We start from the raw sequence: 23,813 nt of genomic DNA, 5'->3' as shown, positions 1-23,813 counted from the left end.
TCAAGCAAATCATTATTGCATCGGGTGAAGGTGCGAAAGCGGCATTATCTGCTTTTGATTATATGATGCGTGCAGCTATATAAAGTTAAAGTAAAAAGCCTACATTTTATGATTGATTTGAACAAAGAGCCTGATTTATTCAGGGTTTTTGTTTATACATAAAGAGAAATTTAAAAGTCTACATATACAGCAATTTTGAACTTTGATTTGTGCAGACTTTTTAGTCCAGTTGTCAGTGTCATATTTCGTTGGAGAATGAAAATTTTGTATTGATACACAATTTAATTGACTGCATAAAAGATAAAGAGTGATATTTTAGCTAATTGAATCACATCTATTTACTTTTACTAGCTGGTGAGTCTTGGTTTTGTCGAGTATCTAGTAAAGCCTTCATTGGCTTACTTTCGACAGTCTCATGCAGTTAAAGCAGCACAATCTATATAAAAGCAATACTTAGTCAAAATTAAAAGCCGAAGTATCTCCCCATGATACTTCGGCTTTTTGCGCTGTTTCATTCTTGTTTTTGTATTGACTTATTTATTGTTGTAAACATAGTTTTATTGTTAGAAATTTAGTGTTTTTGTCGGTTTTAGATACCAAGGTCAATAGATAAATAAAACGTGACAAATAACTTTATTTTTATGACTTTAAATAAAGCAAATTTGATGCCAACTTTGAGATGATGTCCTCATACTGAAAGTGTAAAAGAGTTTGATGTCTAAATGATGACGGTTTCATAAAATTTTAATGCCTTAACCAAATAAGCTGAGATAATGGAAACGATTTAAAAGTTGTTCCTGACTTTCTTGATGCTTTGGGTCTGGAACAATACAGGCAATCGGGCAGACATCGACACAAGTTTGACGTTCATAGTAGCCAACACATTCAGTACATCGATCTGCATTTATTTCATAAATTTTATCACCTTCAAAAATGGCCTGATTTGGGCATTCTGCAAGGCACATATCGCAGTTAATACATTGATCTGTAATCAGTAACGCCATAATTCAACCTTAAAAATCTTTATTTTAAAAAACCTGATAGGCGAGTGATGATGCTGAGATATCTATTGTTGAGTTAGGTAAATTCCGAATAAGTAGTGCATAAGCCATATTGACATCGGCTGGAATTGGAATATCTACAATATAACCTGAACCTTTTGCATCAGAAATTTCCTTTCCTTTTTGATCAAGCATTTCATTAAGCACAAATGCGATATTGCCAGAGGTTGTCATCAGTTCAAGTGAGTCACCGATCAAGAAGCGATTTTTAACTTCAATTTTGATGTAATCCCCATTTCTTTCAAGCACTTCACCAACAAATTGCTGATGATCAAATTTTGAAGAGCCAGATTCATAATTTTGATACTCACTATGGACGTGACGACGAAGAAAACCTTCGGTATAACCACGGTTGGCTAAACCTTCAAGTTGAGTCATTAAAGCCGAGTCAAATGGCTTTTCTGCAATCGCATCATCAATTGCTTTTCGGTAAATTTGCGCAGTTCTAGCGCAGTAAAAGTATGATTTGGTGCGTCCTTCTATTTTTAAAGAGTGAATGCCCATTTTTGCGAGCCGATCGACATGCTGTACGGCACGTAAATCTTTAGAGTTCATGAAGTAAGTTCCATGTTCATCTTCTTCTGCTGCAAACATTTCCTCTTTATTGCGTTGTAATAAAACCGGTTCGCCATATTGGTGTTGTTGCTTTTTGTTGTTTTGGGCGTGTTGCTCGTCGGCATCTTTATAGTTGCAACAGTCTGATGCTGTCTCCAATTCTATGATTGGAATGACATCCCCAGATGCATCTTCTGCTGCTTCGTGAATTTTATAATCCCAACGGCATGCATTGGTACATGCACCTTGGTTTGCATCACGTTTATTCATATAGCCTGAAAGTAAGCAACGACCGGAATAAGCCATGCAAAGTGCACCATGTACGAAAACTTCAATTTCCATATCAGGTACAGTTTGCTTAATTTCTTCAATTTCATCTAAAGACAATTCACGTGATAAAATCACCCGAGTAAGTCCCATGTTTTTCCAAAACTGAACAGTTGCCCAGTTTACGGCATTGGCTTGCACTGATAAATGAATCGATATATCAGGAAAATGCTCACGCACCATCATAATCAAGCCCGGATCGGACATAATTAGCGCATCTGGTTGCATAGCAATAATAGGTTCAAGATCACGAATGAAATTTTTTAATTTACTGTTATGTGGTTGAATATTTGCGACCACATAAAATTTTTTGCCTAAAGCATGTGCTTCAGAAATGCCAATTTTTAAATTATCATGATCAAACTCATTGTTACGTACTCTTAAGCTATAGCGTGGTTGACCTGCATATACGGCATCTGCACCATAGGCAAAAGCATAGCGCATATTTTTCAGTGAACCTGCTGGCGATAAAAGTTCTGTAACATGGGTAATACTCATAAAATTTTAAAGGCATATAAAAAATATGGGTTTATTGTAGATCATTAAAAAATAGTTTCAACCTAGTAAAATAGTCGGATTTTATTCACTTTTTCCTAAATTTTTTACAATTTGACAGTGATCAATCGTGGTATTGGAGGTACAAGATTGACGTAGTTCATATAATTGGGATTTAAATGAAGTTAATTCTTTAATTTTTGTTTCAATATGCTGAATATGTTCTTCAATCAATTGATCAATAATTTGACAATCTTTTTTAGGATATTGAATTTGCTCAGTAAGTTGAGAAATTTCATGTAGAGTCATGTCTAATGAACGACAGCGTTTAATAAAAATGAGTCGTTTCAATGTTTCATCATCATAATATTTATAGTTATTTTCCGCACGAAAGCTTGCTTTAATAAGCTGTTTTTTTTCATAGAATCGAATGGTATCTGAAGAAAGTTGAGTTTTTTTGGCTAAATCGCTGATTAAATATTGATTCATCTAGTGCTCACAATCTCTTGACCTTGGAGTTACTCCTAGGTTTTAAATAAGCATAATACATATGAATATTTAATCAAGGGGATCAGTAATGGCATGTACTTGTAGTCATGAACCTGCACCACAGAAGCCAAATAGTAAATTTAGAACAGCATTATGGATTGCACTATTTATTAATTTAGCTATGTTTTTTGTTGAATTAATAGGTGGTGCCTATACACATTCCTCTGCACTTTGGGCAGATTCACTCGATTTTTTTGGTGATGCGGTCAATTATGGTGTTTCTTTAGCCGTGTTGGGTGCGAGCTTATATTGGCGAGCAACCGTTGCGTTGTTGAAGGGTATAACAATGGCATTATTTGGATTTGTTGTCATAACAAAAACAGCCTATGCCTATTTTAAAGGTATTCCACCCGAAGCAATCACAATGGGAGCAATTGGAATTCTTGCCTTGATTGCCAATGTTATCGCAGCTTTTATTCTTTATGCTTTTCGAGATGGTGATTCCAACATGCAATCAGTTTGGTTGTGTAGTCGCAACGATGCTATTGGAAATGTTGCCGTAATTTTGGCAGCAGTTGGGGTATTTGGTACAGGTAGTTTATTACCTGACGTTATTGTAGCGCTTATTATGGCGACGCTTGGATTAACAGGTGGCTATCAAGTTATTACACGTGCATTAAAAGAACGTGGAGAGCAAAAACAAACTATGCAACAGATTTAGTCCTGCATACTTTGCATTTTGCTCCAAAAATTAGCCCATAATGTTAGGTATTCTTGTTCAAGAATAGTCAGTGTCTGCTCATTTTGTTTAACATAGCACTGTGTGAGTAGACACCATAAATCATCTTCATGATTATCATCATTAGCAAGACGATCAGAATGATCAGCTTCACCATGGCACTCGTAGTATCCTTGACAATATTTAGGGTCATACTTGTATAGGTTCTGAGAAAGTGCTTGGCTAAAGTAAATAACTTGTTTTTCTGTACAAGCAAGAATTAAGAGTAAATGACTGTATTCATTGTAGTGGTTTTTTATAAAATCTCGAATGTGCTGAGCTTCGGCACATGGTGTACTGTCTGATGAAATGTCTAATTGTTCTATTAATTGGGTAAAATAAACCAAGTGTGATTTATTTGGAGAGCTTTTTTCGAGCTTTGCGGAATTAAAGCCTAATTCATCTATTAAGTTTAAAGACAATAAATAACGAGCATAAATTTTAGCGATGTGGCGTGATTCGGCTTTAAGATTAATCGCATGATCTAATTGCTGGGTTTGAAAAATTAACATACTTAATGCATCAGTAAAGATATGCACAATCGCATGAAAGTAATGAATATGGATATTCTGTAAATGCTCTAGCGTGAGGCGCTGTTCCAGCATTTGTTTTAATATGGGATGTTGAAATAATACATGATTGTGCATTGCTTGTTTTAAAGCATGAATGTCAACTTCGTTGTATTGCCATTGATTGGTAGGGAGCGACTGATGAATAAATAAAAGTGCATCACTACGAGCCTGAGTGGTTTTTGTAAAAGTCATTTTGATCATTGTTACATTTGTGTATATTTATATGATCATAGTAAATATAACATTAACTTACTATAGGGATTTTAAATTAATTAATACTAATTTCAAATACTTGTATGATAAAGTTGAATATTGTTCTAATTGGAAGGAATAAAAGTTAGTTATTGACTACGAGAAAAATGATATAATTTTTAAGCATTTATCATAAACACAGGTCATTAACCTGCATAGAATCATTAACTCAGTTCAATTAAATCAATTGAAGATAAGTATAGTAGGCGTAAAGTATGTCAAAAAAAGATGACATTATCAGCACGGCACTTCGTCTTTTTAACTCACATAGTTACAATTCTATTGGGGTTGATCGGATTATTAGTGAATCCGGTGTCGCAAAAATGACATTTTATAAATATTTTCCTTCGAAGGCTAAACTTATTGAAGAATGTTTGAATAAAAGAAATATGAACATACAGGAATCTTTGGAAGCAGCAATTGCTGAATGTCAGCCCCAAAATTACATAGATCACATTAAAACTATTTTTTTCTGGTATGACGCTTGGTTTCATACGGAAGATTTTAATGGTTGTATGTTTCAAAAAGCAGTTGAAGAAATATCAAAGTTGTATCCATCGACCATTCGTCCAGCCATAGAGTACAAGGAATGGTTAACTGGAAAGTTGAAAACAGCACTTGAAGGACTTGGTATTCAGCAAGCTATACAATTGGCAACTTTATTGGCAAGTTTGTTAGATGGTATGACAATTCAAGCGCAGATTGATACTAATACTGTAAAGATAGAAGATTATTGGAAGCGTGTTCAGCAATTAATTCAGCTTGAACTTTTGAATGCTTAGCGTCTAAAAGTATAATATAAGATCCATACAATAAGTCATTGTATGGATCTATAATCAGTATTTAAATAATAAAAAGGCGTGACAATTTTACTTGTCACGCCTCGCTGAATATAAAATTGAAAATTATATTTTTCTTCATAAATTAGAAAAATATTCATTTCAATTAGTGTGGGAAGTTTTATGACTTCCTCTTATGTTTATTTTTGTGTATTGTTTTATTTATTCCTCTGGATGTTGTTTTACTAATAAAAATAAATAGACAGACCTGTCTGTTTATGTGGGCTATTATATAAACGCTATTAAGAAAATACAATAGCTTTTATTATCGAAATAAAGAAAAAAGCATCATTTTATTTATTTTCTAAACATAAAATTCTGATATAAAAAAACCGAAAATGAATTCCGGTTTTATTTAATTCCTAAATTTAAATGTTATTTTTCAACAAAAGCACGCTCAATCACATAGTCACCAAGAACGCCCATTTTAGGTGATTCTTTTAGACCATGTTGATCAAGTAATGCTGCAACATCATCGAGGAATGATGGGCTACCACAAAGCATTGCACGGTCTGTTTCAGGATTGAAACGTGGCAAACCAATTTTTTCGAATAAGTCACCAGTTTCAATTGCAGTTGTAACACGACCTTGCGTATGGAAATCTTCACGCGTTACAGTTGGATAGTAGACTAATTTTTCTTTAGCACCTAACTCACCGAAGAACTCATGATTTGGAATTTCATTTTCAATGAGATCTTGATAAGCCAATTCTGAAACAAAGCGTGTGCCATGAACAACAATGATTTTTTCAAAGCGCTCGTAAGTTTCAGGATCACGAATGGTCGATAGAAATGGTGCAAGCCCAGTACCCGAAGAAAGAAGATATAAGTTTTTACCTGGGTTTAAATCATCAAGAACCAATGTTCCTGTTGGCTTTTTAGACACAAGAATGTCATCGCCCACTTTTACTTTTTGTAAGATAGAAGTTAAAGGACCATCTGGAACTTTAATTGAGAAAAACTCGAGTTCTTCTTCATAGTTGGCACTTGCAATCGAATATGCGCGCATCAATGGTTTACCATTTACTTCAAGGCCAATCATTACAAATTGACCATTTTTAAAACGCAACGCTGTATCACGTGTGGTTTTAAAGCTGAATAAAGTATCATTCCAATGGTGGACGTGAGTAATCTTTTCGACGTTGAAAGCAGCCATTAAAGGTCTCATTAAATTTTCAAGTAAGTACAACTTACTATTCTAATCTAAAATCATTCTCGATAAACTGAATATATTTTAATGAGCTTATCAGAAAAAGTGATTATGACTGAAATTAGTTTGCCAATTATTGGTTATATACGTTCTCCTTATAAAGAAAAATTTGGTATTCCAAGACAACCAAATTTAGTTCAAGTAGAGTCCTATATTGAAATGTCTGAGCCATATAATGATTTATTGGCTTTCGATGGAATTGAAGAATTTAGTCATTTATGGTTAGTATGGCAGTTTCATGATAATAAAAATCAACAAGTTAGTTTTAAGTTTCGCCCTCAAGTACGCCCACCTCGTTTAGGTGGAAATCAAAAAATAGGAGTGTTTGCTACACGCAGTATGTATCGACCATCACCACTCGGTTTGTCGGTGGTACGGCTTAAAAAAGTTGAAAAAGTGGGTCAGTCTGTTCGTGTGTATGTGATAGGAAGTGACTTGCTTGATCAGACACCAATTGTCGATATAAAACCCTATATTCAATACTCAGATAGTGTTCCTGAGGCAATTAGTGGTTATGCACAGCATGAGCCTGATCGAAAAACAGTCATTTGGAGTGAGCAAGCGAAAGAAAAGCAAGAAAAATTACTGCAAACAGCGCAATTGACATTACAAGTGATTGATGAGTTGCAACAAGTTTTATCACTTGATCCACGACCAGCATATCAAAAAGATGAGCATCGTATTTACGCGATGAAATTTGCAAATTTGGATGTGAAATTTACAGTGAATGTTTTACAGGTGGAGATTGTTGATTTGTCATAAACGTTACATTGTTTTATCTTAATTTATTGTAATGAAAAGATAAAAATTGAAAATTAGCGGAGAAGCCAATAAATTGATCAGGCAAGACATGAATACAAAAATTTGCCTGATAAAAGTGATTTCTCATGTAAAAAACCAATTATGATTGTTTATTGTTGTACCTGAGTTTTGTAGCGACTTTAAATGTAGTTTTGGTTATCAATGATTTATTGAAAAATTCAGATGAATGCCGATAAGGGAACATGAGTAATGCTTTGCAATGTGGTCAAATCAGTGGTCGATTAACACTTTATATGATTCAACCCATGATATTTTTTTCGTTCGCTAATTGAACAAAGATACATCTACGACAGGCGGTTTTTTACAATATGGAACAACGCCCATTGTAGGTATACAGGTAGGAATAAGCTACGAAGGTCAGTGGGCTTGATGAGAAAAGTGACAATCACGACGAAGTGCCTGAATTACAAAATGATAAAGATGATTTAGCTGAAGCATGGCTGAGTTGGAAGAATCAGGATTAGAATTTAAAACTTGAGTGGCAAACTTTAGATTTACCTTTTGTAGGTTCACATGATTGGTGTGTGTACCGTTTTACACAACTATTTTTACCAGCACGCCAAGATTTATGTGTAGGGCACGCCATTCTGTTTGCACTTGAAGGTGCTTTGAATGAGTAAGCATGGGTAGATATAAATTCTTCATTCATGAATTTAGCTGAGTCTAATGATTTGAAAAATTTAAACCAATCTGAATATGTGATTTATAGAAGTTATAATTTTTCAGGCGCTTTAAAGGGTGGAGTGTGGCGAATTCTTTGGCTTTACAACAGCTCTACGTAATGATGATATCTTTGTGCAAAATCGTCTTGGGTTGAAATATCTGTTTTAATTTTTTAAAAATAAAAGAAGGTAGATGATTATGATCCAACTTATTTTTTTTATATACCTATCAGTAGCTTATCATAAGGTATTAATCGTATTGCTCGCTTTTTTGTTGAGTAGAGCACATTATTTCGATAAACAATTGAGGATATATTTTTCAATCCAAGCTTCATTATTATTAGTGCTATATTGAGCAAAGGCATTTTTATAATCTTGTCGTATTCCTTAGTTTGTGCATCAAGTGTAGATGAATTCATCTGTTTGTATACTAGATGAAATGTCGTGTATAAAATTACACACTGACATTCACTTTAAAACTATTTCCAATTTTTATAAATTGAATATCGCAGTCGATAAATTTCTGAATCATCTCGGCTTGGGTCTTCGTATGTTCACTTATAACTTTCGCAGTAAATTCACCACCTTTACCTAAAGCCAAGGGCAATAACAATTGATCTGCCAAATATTCATCTGCAACAGCCTCAGACTCTAAATAAGCTTTCACCTCTTTGGATAAATCATGCGCTACTTTTTCAGCACTCTTCTTCATTTCACCTAAAGCAGAAAACACTTGTTGATGTTGCTCGTAATTTAATATGACATATGCTGTATTGCCCTGACTAATGCCTTTAAAATTCAAACGCTTTCGAGTGCTTAAATCCAATTTATTATGCAGTGTTTCAAGCTCACGGTCTGCAATATCTGTTGGAATATTTAGCGCTGCCGCATAGGCATGTGTGGAAATAAGTTGACCCTTATCTAAAGCAGTATATTTAGTCTGCTGTATCCAAGGATGAATAGTGGTTTGAATCTGCCCCGCACCGATTGGGAAGAAGCCTGCACGTTCACAATGGAAGTCGACCTGAATACCTATTTTTTCAATTGTTGGCAAGAAACAATGCGTTATAAAATCAGCAGTTGGTGCCATAGGATTATGCGTACCGCCGTGAATGCTAATCTGACTGGCTTGCGACTGCATCATCAAAGCAGGTAAAAGCGTTTGTAGTACTAAAATTGTACTTCCCGCAGAACCAATTTGAAAATCATAAGTTCCTGCTTGAACTTGCTGTGGTTCAAAATACAATTTTTGAGAATGCAATTCAGCACCTTCAACCGTTGCATTGCTGATGCGTTGTGAAGCTTGAACGCAAACTAAGTGTTGACGCATTAACCCTGGTTTTTTTCGTCCTGCACGGATATTCACAAGTTCAAAGGGAATACCTGTAATCATTGATAGGGAAAGGGCAGTACGGAGGATTTGTCCACCGCCTTCACCGATTGAACCATCAATTTGAATAGTTCTTTTTTTAAATTGTGTATTCATAGCTTCTATCTTAAAAAATAGGGTGAACATACTGTCAGCGCATGGTGATGAATAGTGAGCTGTAACGATGCTTTCGCAAGGGTTTGACTTGTGCTAAGTGATGGGTTGAATTGTGCTTAAAGGTTTAAGCTGACCCACTCGCTCTGCAAGCCACTACACGTTATTTTCAATCCTGTGTTGTGGAAGTAGGGGATCTTGCACTCGCCCAGTATGTTCAGGTTTTTGTCATCTTGAGAGATAACAAAACTTGTCAAATGTATCGTTAAGATTCAATTAAATCAATTTGCCAATTGTTTGCTTGAATCAATACATTTAAATCACGTAATTTAGCGCTAATATCATCGGCTTGCTTTTGCAAAGATGATACAGGAATCACTTTACGCCATTTAATCTCACGAGAGCTATAACGATCAGGCTCACGGTTTGTATTGCTAATCGCAGACGTTAAAACTTTATGGCGTTCCACTAACTCATCACGTTGGGTGAGTAAAGCTAGTAATGAACGACCATCATTTAACTTTGCCAAAGCATTGGTTTGGTGAATGGTAAAAACCAATTTTTGCGATTCCTGTGTTAATGCAAAGACTTGCTTCAATAGCTCGTTTGGATCTTCCGATGGTTCATCACCATCTTGTATCAATACATTGGCATTGATACGCTGTTTCAGTGAAGCGAGTTTCTTCTGTTGATCGCTTCGTAGTAATAACGCTTCTGCGAGTTTCATTTTTTATCCTTATAACTTCAATATTTAGTGAATATTTAACACAATAATTTGATATAAATCCTGTTGAGGTAAAGTATTTACTACAACTGATTCTGCAAATTCTATAACTTCATCTAAAGTTTGGTCTTCATGCCAAGTAGTCATGAGGTTGTAATCATCATCTTCAGGTAGATCATAATTACAAAATTCTAGGTAACTCCAATCCAAAGCATCATCCCAAATTGAACATTCATGACCCAAGCTAAAGCCCAATAATATTGCTCTGATTTTACAATCCAATCACAGCAAATATTTCACCATTCATTACTCACACTATCGCTATGTATTGCAATCACTAAAATGTATGGTTCTTGGGGTAAATCAAAAGTAATCTCTTAATTCGAGATAAGCTCATTATGCAAAACTACAATATCTCTATGTGCCATCAATTTTCCCTACTGAATAGCATTCTCGAATTTTCAATGAAGCAAAATTCATCCTGACTAATTTCTTTAAAATCCAGATCAATATCATGAATTGTATTTATGTCTGTATTCACACTGCCTTGAGTCCACGATTCAATAATTTCAAATTGAATCTGATTGTCCATTAAATATTTAAATATTTCATATGCTATTTTAGTTGCTTTAATGGCTTGCTCATCTTCACAAAACCAATCTTCAGGTGGATTAAAGCCCAATTCAAGTGGTCTAATTCTAAATTGGCAACTGTATGACTGCACATTCGGATAGCCTGCAATATACCAACGATGTTCGAATTTCATTTCAATAATTTCAGGAACATAATCGGGAAGATGTTGCGTAAATGAAATATCTTCACAGTTGAATAGGGCTAAATCTATCCATTGTTCTGTGCTATTCAGCAAAACATTACACATCATCATCTCCTTATTAATCTGCGTGAAAAGACACTCATCCTTTTACACAAACAACCTGATTTAGCGTATAAACAACTTCCACTAAATCACTCTGCGCTTTCATCACATCTTCAATGGGTTTATACGCAGACGGAATCTCATCAATCACAGCTTCATCCTTACGACATTCGACACCTTGCGTCTGTGCAATCTGATCTTCCACAGTAAACTGTTTCTTCGCAGCAGTACGGCTTAATACACGACCTGCACCATGCGAACACGAACAGAAAGACTCCTGATTTCCCTTACCTTTTACAATAAAAGACTTTGCACCCATTGACCCCGGAATAATTCCATACTCACCCAAACGCGCACGTACAGCGCCTTTACGAGTAACTAGAACTTCTTGCCCGAAGTGCTCTTCCTTGTCGACATAATTATGATGACAATTCACCGCTTCAACTTTGGCATTAAACGGTTTATTAATAATGATTCGTAAAGCCTGAATGGCTGCTTCCATCATTAACTCACGGTTTTTCATGGCAAAACGTTGCGCCCAACCCACAGCAAACCAATAATCATCAAAATATTCTGTTCCTTCAACCAAATACGCTAAATCTTTATCGGGCAAGTTAATAAAATGCTTCTGCATATCTTTACGTGCAAGATCAATAAAATATGATCCAATTGCATTTCCCACACCACGAGAACCCGAATGCAACATAATCCACACTTGTTGATGCTCATCTAAACAGATTTCGACAAAGTGATTTCCTGTTCCGAGTGTCCCTAACTGCGTGCGATTATTGGTGTTTTTTAAACGTGGATGTTTGGCACAAATATAATCAAAATCGGTTACCAACTCAGACCACACAGCATCGACACGTTCAGATGGATTTGCCCAAGAACCTCGATCACGTTGTCCACGGTTTTTGGTCATTCCATGTGGAATTAAACGCTCAAGCTCGGTACGTAAAGCGAATAAATTATCGGGTAAATCGGAAGCGGTCAGGGTGGTACGAGATGCCATCATCCCACAACCAATGTCGACACCCACCGCTGCGGGAATAATGCACCTTTAGTTGGAATCACACTTCCAATGGTTGCACCAATTCCAACATGCACATCTGGCATCACCGCCATCCATTTGTAAATAAACGGCATTTGTGCAGTTTTTAAAAGTTAGTCTTTCGATTTCTCATCAACAGGAACACCTTTAGTCCACATTTTAATTGGGACACCTTTAGAATCCTGAATAATGTTATAAGCACGTTCATTCGATGCTTGTTTTTCAATTTGTTCAATTACTGACATAGTCATTGTTTTATTCCTTTCTCTATACCTGCCTGCTAAGCAGTTGCAGGCAGGTGAATGTCATACACACTATGATGTATGTTATGTATATTGCAGAGAGTGTGCCAAGTTTGATTTTGATTTAATTTTCATTTATTAATGTATTGATATTTAATTGATTAATTTATTGTGTATGAGTTTCTTGTTAAACTTTTAGTGTTATAGAAATTATTTTAAGTATAAAAATAAATAATTAAATATAAAAATAGATAGATATTATCTGGATTGAAATAACCATTACATCCGCCATGGCGATATAAATGCCAGGGTGAGCGTTCTACCAATATGAATTGAAAATAAGATAGAATGAAGAAAATAACATAACAATAGGGTAATTATGTCAAGCCAAACAATGCTTTCATTAGAAAAAGCACAATCTTTATTATTAGATTTACTTGATCAACAAGATTATTTTAATGTTGAGCTAATGGATCAAATTCAATGCTTAGTGATAGGGCATGATCAATATTTTCAATTGCAGTGTTGGCAAGATTTGTTAAAGCAAGATACGGCTATACGAAAACATTTCACGGATTTTTTAAAATTTTATTTGGAATTTTTTCCAAAAATTCAGCAAGGCTTTGAGCAAACTATGGTTGTGCAAATGCAGAAATTCGAAACTGCATTGCAAAAATATCAAACTAGTATGACGGTGGACGATCAAACTGAAACATGGAATCAACTACAGTCAGATTCTGAAATGGCTTCGATTTTCCAAGAGCAATCAGGACAGGAACAATTAATATATTTAAACTATTGGCTACAGGCATTTAGTCCGTTTGCAGAACAAAATGTAAGTTTGTTTTGGCAAGTATTTCAGATTTATCCAATGGAAACATTTGAATTGTTACTACAATTGCCTAGATCTTACTTAAAAGCTGAAAATATAGAAATTTTCTATCAATTATTTAAAGAAGAAAAATTAAGTTTTGCAACGGCAGGTATTCGCCCCACGCAGTATATTCAGTATTTTTATGATCAATTTCCAGAATTTTTAATGCAAATCCCACAGCGCTTTTTGCAAACATCTTCTAGTCATTTAAAGGAAAAGTTAATAGGTTGTTTGTCTGATCGTCCTGTGCTTTTGGTAGAATCTTTACAGCAGTTTATTTTAGATACTTTCATTGAATATGCTAAACATTCTAATCAAAGCATATTCAATATGAGTTTGGATGCTTTAGCACAATGTAAAACAATCATTATTCCTACCGAAGTTATTCAAAATTTAAAAGATTTATTACATGATGATGAGGTCTGGTTTCGACCGATGTCAGCTATGCGAGCATTACATGGCATAGGTGTACAAGATCAATGGTTTAAAGATCATTTACTTGATGCTTTAAATCATGCTTATGGTTGTGATGATGAATCACCCCAAAGCACCAGTATAGATTTACTGGTACAGTGGCAAGAGAAAGGCTTGTATGTGGCTGATAAAATTACACAATTATTAAATGAAGCGATTGCAGAAAATGATCAAGACGTTATTAAAAACCTATGTGTATATTTAGATGCTTATCCACAATTGGCAAGTCATTTTCAACCTATATTGTGGCAATGGATTGAATCTCTAAACCAACAGCCTCAGGGTGAGTACTGGCTTGATGGAAAAATATTGAAGACATTTTTACAGTTGAGTGAATGGGTAATATGGCAACCCAATACTCAGCAATGGCAAAGTTTAGAGATCGTTTTACATGAAATTTTAGAGTATTTATCACCTGAAGATCGTGAAGAGTATTTTGAATCATTAATACAAAATTTAAAATTAGATCGGGTGATTATTCAGGATTTAAAACAATACTACATTGTCAAAGATCAAGAAAATCATGCTGAGAATCAGGAGAATTAAAATCCCAAAGTCACAAATAAAATTGTTTTTTAAGTTGAATTAGCTATATTAAAATAATTGAAACTATAAAATTTTATAGAAAATATGCAAAAATCTAAAAAGACAGTTGTGATTGGTTTTGTCGGTTCAACACTCGATCAAGGCAAAAAAGAAGAGCGTTGGCAACGGTGGCGACCAACGCTAAGCCTACTGATGCATGAAGATTTGTTGGTTGATGAATTGGTTCTATTACATGATCGTCGCAGTTCAAGTCTGATTGAGCACTTACAAAAAGATGCTTTGCAGATTTCACCACATACACAGATTAAAGGGCATCAAGTCAATATTCGAGATCCGTGGGATTTTTCCGATATGTACGGTGGGTTGTACGATTTTGTAAAATCCTACCCATTTGATATAGAAAGAAATCATTACTTTTTACATATCACTACAGGAACGCACGTCGCACAAATTTGTTGGTATTTACTCATCGATGCGCATTATTTACCTGCAAAACTCATTCAAAGTTCTCCGACAGGTAAGCAACAACCTGAAGGTGAATATCGCATTATTGATTTAGATTTATCACGTTATGCCGCTTTAACGCAGCGTTTTGAGCATGAACAATTGGAAAATTGGCAACAGCTCAAATCTAATATTGCCACTAAAAATTTGAACTTTAATCAAATGATTCTAGAAGTTGAACTTGTTGCTACAAGATCAAGTGCACCTATTTTAATTATGGGCGCAACAGGTGTAGGTAAGTCACAATTGGCAAAACAAATTTATGCTCTTAAAAAAGAAAAGTTTCATCTAACTGGGCGATTTATTGATGTCAACTGTGCCACTTTAGTTGGTGATGGTGCAATGTCTACATTATTTGGACATAGCAAAGGTGCATTTACGGGGGCAGTTTCGGCACGAACAGGTTATTTAAAAAGTGCAGATAAGGGTATTTTATTTCTCGATGAAATAGGTGAGTTGGGTTTAGATGAGCAAGCTATGCTACTCAAGGTATTGGAAGATAAAATATTTTTTCCTGTCGGAAGTGATAAAGAAGTTCAAGCTGATTTTCAATTGATTGCAGGGACAAATCGAGATTTACGAGAAGAAGTTCGAGCAGGGCGATTTCGTGAAGATTTATGGGCACGTTTAAATACATGGACATTTTTTTTACCGAGCTTGAAAGAACGTCGTGAAGACATTGCACCCAATATTGAGTTTGAATTACAGCGCTTCGCCAATGTACATCAACGGCAATTACGTTTTCATAGTGATGCTTTGGAGAAATATTTACAGTTTGCACAATCACATGAGGCGACTTGGCAAGGGAATTTTCGTGATTTAACTGCAAGTGTTACGCGTATGGCGACATTGGCAAATGGTGAGCGTATTGGTTTAAATGAGGTGAATGCTGAAATTAAAAGACTGCAAAATATTTGGAATATTGGTGAACATGTAGAAAAACAATATTCAGGATTAAGCGCTATTCTGAATCATCAACAGATTGCTGAAATAGATGAATTTGATCGTATTCAACTTGAAGGGGTGATTGAAATTTGTCGCAAATCGAAGTCGATGGCAGATGCGGGACGGCGTTTATTTGCTGTGTCTAGAGCGGAACGGCAGAGTACCAATGACAGTGATCGGGTGAAGAAGTATTTGGCAAAGTTTGGGTTGACTTGGAATGTAATTTCTCAATAAAAATAGGGGCAATAATTGCCCCCATTTATGTATTACGTACAAAGCAATATTCGTTTTAAGGAACAAGTAAAAAACGTGAAATTGCAATTCTTAACTGTTTTAAGTAGCCCGTAAAGAAATGATTTGCACCCGGTAAAACCGTAATAATATGACGTTGAGGTTTCGCCCATTCTATCAAATCACTTAATTTTGTGGTTGGATCAGCTTCACCATGTACAAATAGAATATCACCCTTAATGGCGGGCGTTTCATAATTACGAATACCATCTACAGTTGTCGTTGGTAGACCACATAAGATCATCTGTATAGGTTTGAGCTCATCTTGTAGCGCATGATAGGCTTTTGCCATTACATGTGCCCCAAAACTAAAGCCTCCTGTATAGAAAGGTAGACCTTTGTGTAATTGTCTAACATGTTTAATAACATCTAAAATGTCATCAGTTTCGCCAAAACCTTCATCGTGGATACCTTCGCATTGACCTGAACCACGAAAACTTGGGCGATAGACGACACATCCCTGTTCAGTCAGAATCTGAGCAAGTAAAGCGGGAACTTTATGTTGAGGTGTACCACCCTGAAGCGGGTGTGGATGACAAACGACAGCAAATCCTTTTACTTCGCCCACAGGATAGTCAGCAAAAACTTCAATTTTGCCAACCGAACCTTGTATGAACAGTTGTTCGGACATAATTTAAACAATAAATAGTAGGGAGAAGGTGTATTTTACCGATTTTGCTCACAGAAAACACAAATTGGCATTAAAATATTCTGACTGTTATAGTTTGATTAGTTATTTTTTGATCAGGAAAACCATGCTTGCTTTAATTTCACCCGCAAAAACACTCGATTACGAAACTGCGCTACCTACAGATAGCCACACTTTACCAAGATTACTTGATCAATCACAACAGCTTATCGACGTTAGTCGTAAGTTATCTGCTTCAGAAATCGCCAATTTGATGAGTGTAAGTGAAAAAATTGCACAATTAAATGCAGAGCGCTTTCGTGATTGGAATATTGACTTTAGTTTTGCCAATGCGCGTCAAGCTATTTTTGCATTTAAAGGTGATGTTTATACTGGCTTAGATGGATATAGTTTGTCGCAAGATAATCTCAATTTTGCACAAAATCATTTACGTAGCTTATCAGGTTTATATGGTTTATTGCGTCCACTTGATTTGATGATGCCATATCGTTTAGAAATGGGCACAAAACTTGCCAATGAACGCGGTTCGAATTTATATCAATTTTGGGAAGATCAAATTACTCAATTGATTAATGATGATTTAGAGCAAGTAGATGCTAAAATTTTATTGAATATTGCTTCAGATGAATATTATAAATCTGTAAAAGAAGCCAAAATTCAGGCAGAGATTATTAAACCCGTATTTTTAGATCAGAAAAACGGTAAATATAAAGTCATTAGTTTTTATGCCAAAAAAGCCCGTGGTTTGATGGCACGCTATATGATTGAACATCAAATTGATCAAGTAGATGGTATTAAATCATTTAATACGGATGGTTATTATTTTGATGCAGAAAGCTCATTGAAAGGTGAACTCGTTTTTAAACGTGATGAGAAAGTGGCTTAAGTGATTTAGCCTAAGAGTGAGGTGCCCAATGCAAAATGATCATGAGAAATTTCAGCAGTATTGGGCACAATTTTCGGCTGAATTGAACTTAGATAATAAGCAAGTAGAAGAGTTATATTCATTACTTATAAATGCCTATTCTGAGTCACAGCGTCACTATCATACTTATCAACATATAGTTGAATGCCTTGATTTATTTCATCAAATTAAAGAACAGTTGAATGATACCATCGCAATTGAACTTGCGATTTGGTTCCACGATGTGATTTATGATCCTAAAGCCATAGATAATGAAGAACAAAGTGCAGAGTTGATGCAAAAGTCTTGTTCAAATTTATTGGCATCTGATCAAATTCAAAAAGTCTATGATTGGATTATTGCGACAAAAAAACATCAAGCATCAGCTGATCAAGATTTGAGCTATTTACTTGACATAGATTTGGCAATACTAGGAAGTTCAACAGCTCGCTTTGCCGAATATGAACAGCAAATTCAGCAGGAATATGCTTGGGTTGAATCTGACTTGTATAAGCTAAAACGAGCTGAAGTTTTGCAGTATTTTTATCAGATGCAGCCAATTTATCAAACGCATTACTTTAATCATTTATTTGAAGATCAGGCGAAGCAAAATCTGTTGAAGATGTTGTCTAAAAAATGAAAGACATCATCAACAATCAATCCTAGATGATGTCTGATTGATGATTATTTAAAAATAATAATTAAAAACAATAAAATGACCAATCCTATACCAATACGAATAAACCATTGTGTGCCATCTAAAGCTTGTTTCTGTTGACGGCGGGCACGTGTAGTGGACGTATTATTTTGTGGAATTGACTTATCAAAAGAAGGTTTTTCTTGTGTAGCCTGATCATAACGTGCAGCTAAATCGAGTAGCCAACTTTCTGCCTCTTTATCTTCGGCGTGAATACCATTTTCAGGTGCTGCAAAAAAGCCCATCGCTGTATCAAAGGACTCTTCGTCTAATTTCACTTTAGCAACTTCAATCAAATTGTATAAAGCTTGTTTAGGATTGCGTTCTACATATTTACCATTGGCATAGAAGTAAGCGATGACTTGCATTGCATCTATATCATGTTGTAATGCTTTAGTTTTGAGTAGCGCAACTGCTTCTTGTTTTTGCTGTGGTGTATTATCAGCATCATCTAGGACAGCTAGAATAGCTCGTGTCGATGTGTGACTTGCCAATGTAGCTTGTGTACTTTGTGGTTGAGGTGTCGCTGTTTGCTGCTGAATGGATGGATTAGATGTAGCGTGAGTCGATGCTTCAGGTGTATAAGCTTGTTGATTAGATTGTTTTTTTTGATGTGTATTTAGTATTGCAATAATTTGTGTTTTGAACTTATGCAAATGATCTTCTGAGGCTGCATCTTCAAGCGGTTTCAGTAAAATATGCTCTTCAAAGCACTCTTCCCAAAGCTTTTCATGTGTAAAAGCATTGATAAACTCAAAGGCTTGTTTATAAAATTCAGCCATTGCAGGGTTAAGCAAATGTTCAGGAATATCTGATTCAGAATAGCGAATTGCTGAAAATACTTTTTCAGCTTGCGTTGCTGTTTTTGGTTGATAGGGAATAATGAGTGTTAAATCGATAGGCGTTGTGTCGTATACCCGAATTTTCATATAGATTGCATCTGTACGACCAGAGGGTGGGTAGGCGTGAATATCCTCGCAAAAAATTAAATAAGGGTGTTGATAGATATTTTCATCGAGCTTTTTTAATATCTCAGATCGAGCATTGTCAGACATTTCTTTTACGATATTAATTTTTTCTCCTTCAGGGACAAGAACCATCGGGGGGAAAGACGAACCTTGCATCATAAAGCTGGCATAAGCCGCAAAAAAACCTGCCTGTGCAAAAGCAGTCTGTATATTTGGTGGTAGTGAAGCATCCGTTGCAAAACGTAAAGAGGATGGAAAATACCGAATAGGTCCCGATTGTAAATCTGAGGTTTGATTTTGAATATATGCGACACAGCTTTGATTGTTGGCTGAGGAGTCAAAAAGTAAAGTCGTAAGTACTGTCATTGGGAATGACATACGATCTTCCGTCACACAGACCTGATCAAATTCATGGCGGAATTCAAGATCAGGTTCATTGCTAAAACGGGCTTTATATTCGGCAAAGTCAAACCACTTTAGCGAGTTTTGTCCCAAATGTGCGATGACTGCACCCAAATAATAAGTCATCCCAATGAGGAAGTTAAGTTTTTCTCTATTTTGAAAAAAAGATGCAAAATCCTGTTCTGTGAGTAATTCAGTTTCTCTAATACTTTGTAGTAAGACATCGAGTTCAGCGACACTGCGTATAGAAAAATCAAAATCAATCAGATCAGTGCTGCTCCGATAATAGTTTCCACCGGGCATATAAGTATTATTTTGTAATGCCGAAAGATATTGTTTCGCCATTTCATTGGTGTCGCGCTTTTTACTTTGATTGATGGTCTCACAACGGCTTTCTACGTAATTTTTACAATTGCGTTTTGATTCAGTACCTTGATAGAGTAAATCTTGTAAAACACCTAAAGGCAGACAAACTTGCTTTTCAATGATTGCTACCATTGAAGAAAAGAAATCGAGAGGCAGATTATAATCAGAAGGTAAAATTTTTATAGCTTCATGATAGTTATACCATTCTGTTTCTGTAGAGGTTCTTTGGTTGATGGTTTCGCATAAGTAGCCTGAAATACTCATCAGAAATTTAAGACCATCAAACTCTGCAACAAGATCATTGGGGCGAATATTTTGATGATGTAAGTCGATGAGTAATTGATCAAGTTGATCAAGACTTTCATCGCTATAATTTGCTGTAATTTGAAATAATCGTTCTGAATAGCGTAAACCATTCTCAGGCAATGTCTTAGCATGAAAGTGTTGCATCAATACGTGCATATCTTGTTGTGTTTTTCTACTCATACGATTCTTCTTTTTAAAGCGATGAAAGATATTTTTCGCAAGAATATCAAATCACTATCCATTATGTATATAAATTACGTAATGAATTAAACTGATTAACTTAACTATTTTGCTTAAAGGCTTCAATTGCACGAATACGGCTACTTTTAAGGTCAACAATCGGTTTTGGATAGTCTAACAACATATCGGGATTTTTAGCATAAGGTTCATGAATGGTCTTGGCATCTAAATGCGCAAGTTCAGGTAACCATTGACGAATATAGTCGCCTTGCGGATCAAACTTGATTGACTGACTGATCGGATTGAAAATTCGGAAATAAGGCACAGCATCTGTTCCTGTCGATGCACACCATTGCCATCCACCATTATTGGCAGCCAAATCGCCATCCACAAGGTGTTGCATAAACCATTGTTCGCCTTGTCGCCAATCGATGAGGAGGTTTTTACACAGAAACATCGCAACAATCATACGAACACGATTATGCATCCAACCTGTTGCAAGCATTTGACGCATACCTGCATCGACAATCGGAATACCTGTTTTTGCATTTTGCCAAGCCTGTAAATCATCAGGCGCATTACGCCAAGGAATATTTTGAGTACTAATTTTGAAAGGAAAGTTTTTCGATACACGAGGAAAATCGAACAAAATATGCTGATAGAATTCACGCCATAATAGTTCATCGAGCCATGTCTGTTGACCTGTTGACTCAATTTGAAAATAGCCATTTTGCGAACGAAATAAGGCTTGAATACACTGTCGAATAGAGAGAATCCCTATGTTTAAATAGCTCGAAAGTTGGCTTGTTCCCTCAATATGTGGAAAATCACGTTCAGTATGATAATGCTCAACACGATCTTCAATAAAATTATCAAGTAAAGACCAAGCATGTTGCTCCGATATAGTCCATATAGGATGTGTATTGGTTTGCCAATTCGATGAGTAAATTTGTTCTACTTTTGGAATGTCTTCCGATTCAATGTTATAAGCAATCGGGGTTTGAATCTCAGGTTTTGGGTAGCACTGTGGAATCGAAATACTAAGCTGTTCATAGCAATATTTTTTAAATGCACCAAACACTTGATAGGGCGTATTGCTTTTATTACGAATTGAACCGACAGGAAAAAGTGTACGATCATGATGTAAAATTAAATCTTGGGCATGTTCATTCAGTAATTTTTGTATTTTAAAATCACGCTGTAACTCATTCACACCACATTCGATATTTGCATGAACATGTTGAATACTTAAGTCATTACACATCTGTTGAATATACGGTGCGATATCGTGCCAAAGTGGTATAGTTTTAATAATGAGTGGAATATTAAGCTGCGCCAAGTCTATTTTGAGTTGTAACAATTGACGTAAATAAAAATCAATTTTGATAGGGGCATCATCATGTTGTTGCCATTGCTCAGGTGAGAGTATGACTAAGGCAATCGCTGAACCTGATGTTGTTGCATGCCACAAAGCACTATGGTCGTGTAGTCGTAAGTCTTGTCTAAACCAAATGAGTGTATTTTCTGACATAACGAGGCTGAATAATTCTAGATAATTATTTTTGATTATTCACTTTTTATGGACTTTAAATCAACTGTACGTATGAATTGAATTTCAGTTTGATCATATTGTGGCTGTTGTAGTTGTTTTTGAATGAGTCCAAAAATAATTGGATTCCATGCAGATAAACGTTGGTCATTTTCTTTCCAATGGTATTCGGGCCAATCATGTTGTTGTGTAATTAGATTAGATTCTTTTTCCATATCTTGCATAAATTTGAGTACAAACTGAGTACCACGCCATTCGTCATCTGCAAAGACTTTTTGACCACCAATATAGATTCGATTCTTCATGTGATCTGGAATTTTAAGTACATCAGTATCATTAATTAAAAAAAGTCTACGCCAAATATGGGTATAGGGCTGTTTATAAATTTGTTTATAAAAATCAGTTGGATTCTGTGGGAGAGTAGGGAGATTTCTAGTGCCACTTCCATTCTCTCGTTTTAGTGAGCGGTCTGCCCAAAATGCTAGACTTTCCAAATACCATGAATTTTTAAATTGTGTATAACTATATTGGTATAAATGAAAAAATTCATGAGTAACAGTGGCCCAAGAGCCTGGAAAACCATCTAAGTTATTGGAAATAACCAAAGCAATAGAACACGGCATTTGAATCATATCTTTTGCAATATTAGGATGTTGAGCTGCTCTTTCAAAGGCTATTCCATTTCCCTTCATATTTTGCAAAAAAATGGCAATTCCTGTTGCATGGTTTTGATAACGAGGTGATTTGAGTGGAGAGCGAAAGCCTGCTAGGTGGAACATATCACGGCTACTTTTAGCTTGAAGAGCAATATTTTCAACATAATCATGAATAGTATTTTTGTTGATATCTGCTGTTTGTGGAATTTTATGCTCACTATTGGGTAGATCTGAGTAATACACATAAAATTCATCGAGTTGATAAACTTTATTCAGTTCATTTGCCCAATTAGGTGATGAAATATGGCATTGGACGGTTTGAATTTTTTCTTTTGCATAGGTATATGACGTAATTAGGTTTATGCTTAAGAGTACAAAAGGAATTGTGAGCTTCATTTTTATTATTTCTGTCATTTTGATAGAATTTATTCTTTTTGACATAAAAAAGGCAAAGTATTTACTTTGCCTTTTCAGATCAGTTAGATCTTAGTGGTGATGACCACCTGCACCGTGTACATGACCATGCTCAATTTCTTCAGCAGATGCATCACGAACTTCAGCAATTTCAACATCAAAAGTTAAATCTTGACCAGCAAGAGGGAAGTTAGCATCAACAATAATGTTGTCGCCTTCAATTGCTTTAACAGTAACAATTTGAACGCCATCATCAGTTTGTGCTTGGAACTGCATACCTGCTTCGATGTTTTCAACACCTTGGAACATTTGAGCAGGAACTTCTTGAACTAAATCAGTGTTGTATTCACCATACGCTTCAGCAGCAGGAATCGTTACTGTGAATTTATCACCAGTTGTTTTGCCTAAAAGTGCTTTTTCAAGACCTGGAATGATGTTACCAGCGCCTTGCAAATAGACAAGTGGCTCACCTTGTGATTTGTCAAGTTGCTCACCTTCAGCGTTAGTCAACGTATAGTGGAAAGAAACCACGTGGTTATTTGCAATTGCAGTCATGTCATTGATCCATTCAATATTTTAAGGAAGCTATCATAAAGTGAAATGCATTTTTTGTAGACTAAAATTTCTAAAAAAATGCATGTTCATCGGTT

The 23,813-nt window shown here is 35.5% G+C and carries 21 protein-coding genes and 2 pseudogenes; 8 read left to right on the top strand and 15 right to left on the bottom strand.

The window, feature by feature from the left end:
- Positions 1–83 (top strand): annotated as a pseudogene (locus FW754_RS13745) (FAD-dependent oxidoreductase); the annotation flags it as partial.
- Positions 84–752: 669 nt separating this feature from the next.
- Here the strand turns inward: FW754_RS13745 and FW754_RS13740 are convergent.
- The 3 genes from FW754_RS13740 to FW754_RS13730 form a co-directional block, all read right to left on the bottom strand.
- Positions 753–1,004 carry a YfhL family 4Fe-4S dicluster ferredoxin gene (locus tag FW754_RS13740; protein WP_409512061.1) on the bottom strand — a complete coding sequence of 84 codons (252 nt, stop codon included), beginning with the start codon at positions 1,002–1,004 and terminating at the stop codon, positions 753–755.
- Positions 1,005–1,028: 24 nt separating this feature from the next.
- Positions 1,029–2,441, bottom strand: a complete 1,413-nt coding sequence (trhP, locus tag FW754_RS13735; RefSeq protein WP_446324941.1) for a prephenate-dependent tRNA uridine(34) hydroxylase TrhP — start codon at positions 2,439–2,441, stop codon at positions 1,029–1,031.
- 81 nt (positions 2,442–2,522) lie between these two features.
- On the bottom strand, positions 2,523–2,927 hold the full coding sequence (locus FW754_RS13730; RefSeq protein ID WP_409512059.1) for a Cd(II)/Pb(II)-responsive transcriptional regulator: 405 nt from the start codon (positions 2,925–2,927) through the stop codon (positions 2,523–2,525).
- 88 nt (positions 2,928–3,015) lie between these two features.
- Between FW754_RS13730 and FW754_RS13725 the strand changes: the two genes are divergently transcribed.
- Positions 3,016–3,648: a cation transporter gene (locus FW754_RS13725; protein ID WP_409512058.1), complete on the top strand. Its 633-nt coding sequence runs from the start codon at positions 3,016–3,018 to the stop codon at positions 3,646–3,648.
- On the opposite strand, the gene FW754_RS13720 is transcribed toward FW754_RS13725, so the two are convergent.
- Positions 3,645–4,478, bottom strand: a complete 834-nt coding sequence (locus FW754_RS13720) for a hypothetical protein (protein ID WP_409512057.1) — start codon at positions 4,476–4,478, stop codon at positions 3,645–3,647. The two genes, FW754_RS13725 and FW754_RS13720, sit on opposite strands and share 4 nt — an antisense overlap.
- 266 nt (positions 4,479–4,744) lie before the next feature.
- On the opposite strand from FW754_RS13720, the gene FW754_RS13715 reads away from it, so the two are divergent.
- A complete protein-coding gene (locus FW754_RS13715; RefSeq protein ID WP_409512056.1) occupies positions 4,745–5,311 on the top strand; it encodes a TetR/AcrR family transcriptional regulator in 567 nt (188 codons plus the stop codon).
- Between the two features lie 432 nt (positions 5,312–5,743).
- Here the strand turns inward: FW754_RS13715 and FW754_RS13710 are convergent, their stop codons facing one another.
- Positions 5,744–6,523 carry a ferredoxin--NADP reductase gene (locus FW754_RS13710; protein WP_409512055.1) on the bottom strand — a complete coding sequence of 260 codons (780 nt, stop codon included), beginning with the start codon at positions 6,521–6,523 and terminating at the stop codon, positions 5,744–5,746.
- 105 nt (positions 6,524–6,628) lie between these two features.
- Here FW754_RS13710 and tsaA point away from each other — a divergent pair, with 105 nt between their 5' ends.
- Complete coding sequence (gene tsaA / locus FW754_RS13705; protein ID WP_446324943.1) at positions 6,629–7,339, top strand: tRNA (N6-threonylcarbamoyladenosine(37)-N6)-methyltransferase TrmO; 711 nt, start codon at positions 6,629–6,631, stop codon at positions 7,337–7,339.
- 1,176 nt (positions 7,340–8,515) lie between these two features.
- Here the strand turns inward: tsaA and rtcA are convergent.
- The 5 genes and pseudogenes from rtcA to FW754_RS13680 all read right to left on the bottom strand — a co-directional run bounded on the left by rtcA (position 8,516) and on the right by FW754_RS13680 (position 12,441).
- Positions 8,516–9,547: an RNA 3'-terminal phosphate cyclase gene (gene rtcA, locus FW754_RS13700; RefSeq protein WP_409512054.1), complete on the bottom strand. Its 1,032-nt coding sequence runs from the start codon at positions 9,545–9,547 to the stop codon at positions 8,516–8,518.
- Positions 9,548–9,809: 262 nt separating this feature from the next.
- The gene (locus FW754_RS13695) at positions 9,810–10,271 is read right to left on the bottom strand and encodes a DIP1984 family protein (protein WP_446324940.1); all 462 of its coding nucleotides are present in this window, start codon (positions 10,269–10,271) and stop codon (positions 9,810–9,812) included.
- A 24-nt stretch (positions 10,272–10,295) separates the two neighbouring features.
- Positions 10,296–10,511, bottom strand: coding sequence for a DUF7684 family protein (locus tag FW754_RS13690; RefSeq protein WP_446324939.1), 216 nt, complete (start codon positions 10,509–10,511; stop codon positions 10,296–10,298).
- A gap of 184 nt (positions 10,512–10,695) precedes the next feature.
- Positions 10,696–11,148: a hypothetical protein gene (locus FW754_RS13685; protein ID WP_446324938.1), complete on the bottom strand. Its 453-nt coding sequence runs from the start codon at positions 11,146–11,148 to the stop codon at positions 10,696–10,698.
- 34 nt (positions 11,149–11,182) lie between these two features.
- A pseudogene (locus tag FW754_RS13680) lies at positions 11,183–12,441 on the bottom strand (RtcB family protein).
- Between the two features lie 376 nt (positions 12,442–12,817).
- On the opposite strand from FW754_RS13680, the gene FW754_RS13675 reads away from it, so the two are divergent.
- Both FW754_RS13675 and rtcR read left to right on the top strand, forming a co-directional pair.
- Entirely contained in the window at positions 12,818–14,332 is a 1,515-nt protein-coding gene (locus tag FW754_RS13675; RefSeq protein WP_446324937.1) for a hypothetical protein, read from the top strand.
- 84 nt (positions 14,333–14,416) lie between these two features.
- A complete protein-coding gene (rtcR, locus tag FW754_RS13670; protein ID WP_446324936.1) occupies positions 14,417–16,015 on the top strand; it encodes an RNA repair transcriptional activator RtcR in 1,599 nt (532 codons plus the stop codon).
- Positions 16,016–16,070: 55 nt separating this feature from the next.
- Here the strand turns inward: rtcR and FW754_RS13665 are convergent, their stop codons facing one another.
- Positions 16,071–16,703, bottom strand: a complete 633-nt coding sequence (locus tag FW754_RS13665; protein WP_409512048.1) for an alpha/beta hydrolase — start codon at positions 16,701–16,703, stop codon at positions 16,071–16,073.
- Positions 16,704–16,827: 124 nt separating this feature from the next.
- On the opposite strand from FW754_RS13665, the gene yaaA reads away from it, so the two are divergent.
- Both yaaA and FW754_RS13655 read left to right on the top strand, forming a co-directional pair.
- A complete protein-coding gene (gene yaaA / locus FW754_RS13660) occupies positions 16,828–17,607 on the top strand; it encodes a peroxide stress protein YaaA (RefSeq protein ID WP_419348101.1) in 780 nt (259 codons plus the stop codon).
- Between the two features lie 28 nt (positions 17,608–17,635).
- On the top strand, positions 17,636–18,265 hold the full coding sequence (locus FW754_RS13655) for an HD domain-containing protein (protein WP_446324935.1): 630 nt from the start codon (positions 17,636–17,638) through the stop codon (positions 18,263–18,265).
- A 44-nt stretch (positions 18,266–18,309) separates the two neighbouring features.
- On the opposite strand, the gene FW754_RS13650 is transcribed toward FW754_RS13655, so the two are convergent.
- The 4 genes from FW754_RS13650 to FW754_RS13635 form a co-directional block, all read right to left on the bottom strand.
- Positions 18,310–20,544 carry a hypothetical protein gene (locus FW754_RS13650; RefSeq protein WP_446324934.1) on the bottom strand — a complete coding sequence of 745 codons (2,235 nt, stop codon included), beginning with the start codon at positions 20,542–20,544 and terminating at the stop codon, positions 18,310–18,312.
- Positions 20,545–20,644: 100 nt separating this feature from the next.
- Positions 20,645–22,075, bottom strand: a complete 1,431-nt coding sequence (locus FW754_RS13645; RefSeq protein ID WP_446324933.1) for a cryptochrome/photolyase family protein — start codon at positions 22,073–22,075, stop codon at positions 20,645–20,647.
- Positions 22,076–22,110: 35 nt separating this feature from the next.
- Entirely contained in the window at positions 22,111–23,145 is a 1,035-nt protein-coding gene (locus FW754_RS13640) for a hypothetical protein (RefSeq protein WP_446324932.1), read from the bottom strand.
- A 90-nt stretch (positions 23,146–23,235) separates the two neighbouring features.
- A complete protein-coding gene (locus FW754_RS13635) occupies positions 23,236–23,718 on the bottom strand; it encodes an FKBP-type peptidyl-prolyl cis-trans isomerase (RefSeq protein WP_409512042.1) in 483 nt (160 codons plus the stop codon).
- Between the last annotated feature and the right edge of the window lie 95 nt (positions 23,719–23,813).

The organism is Acinetobacter sp. 1207_04, assembly GCF_052850415.1.
This window is presented reverse-complemented; position numbering and strand designations above follow the sequence as displayed.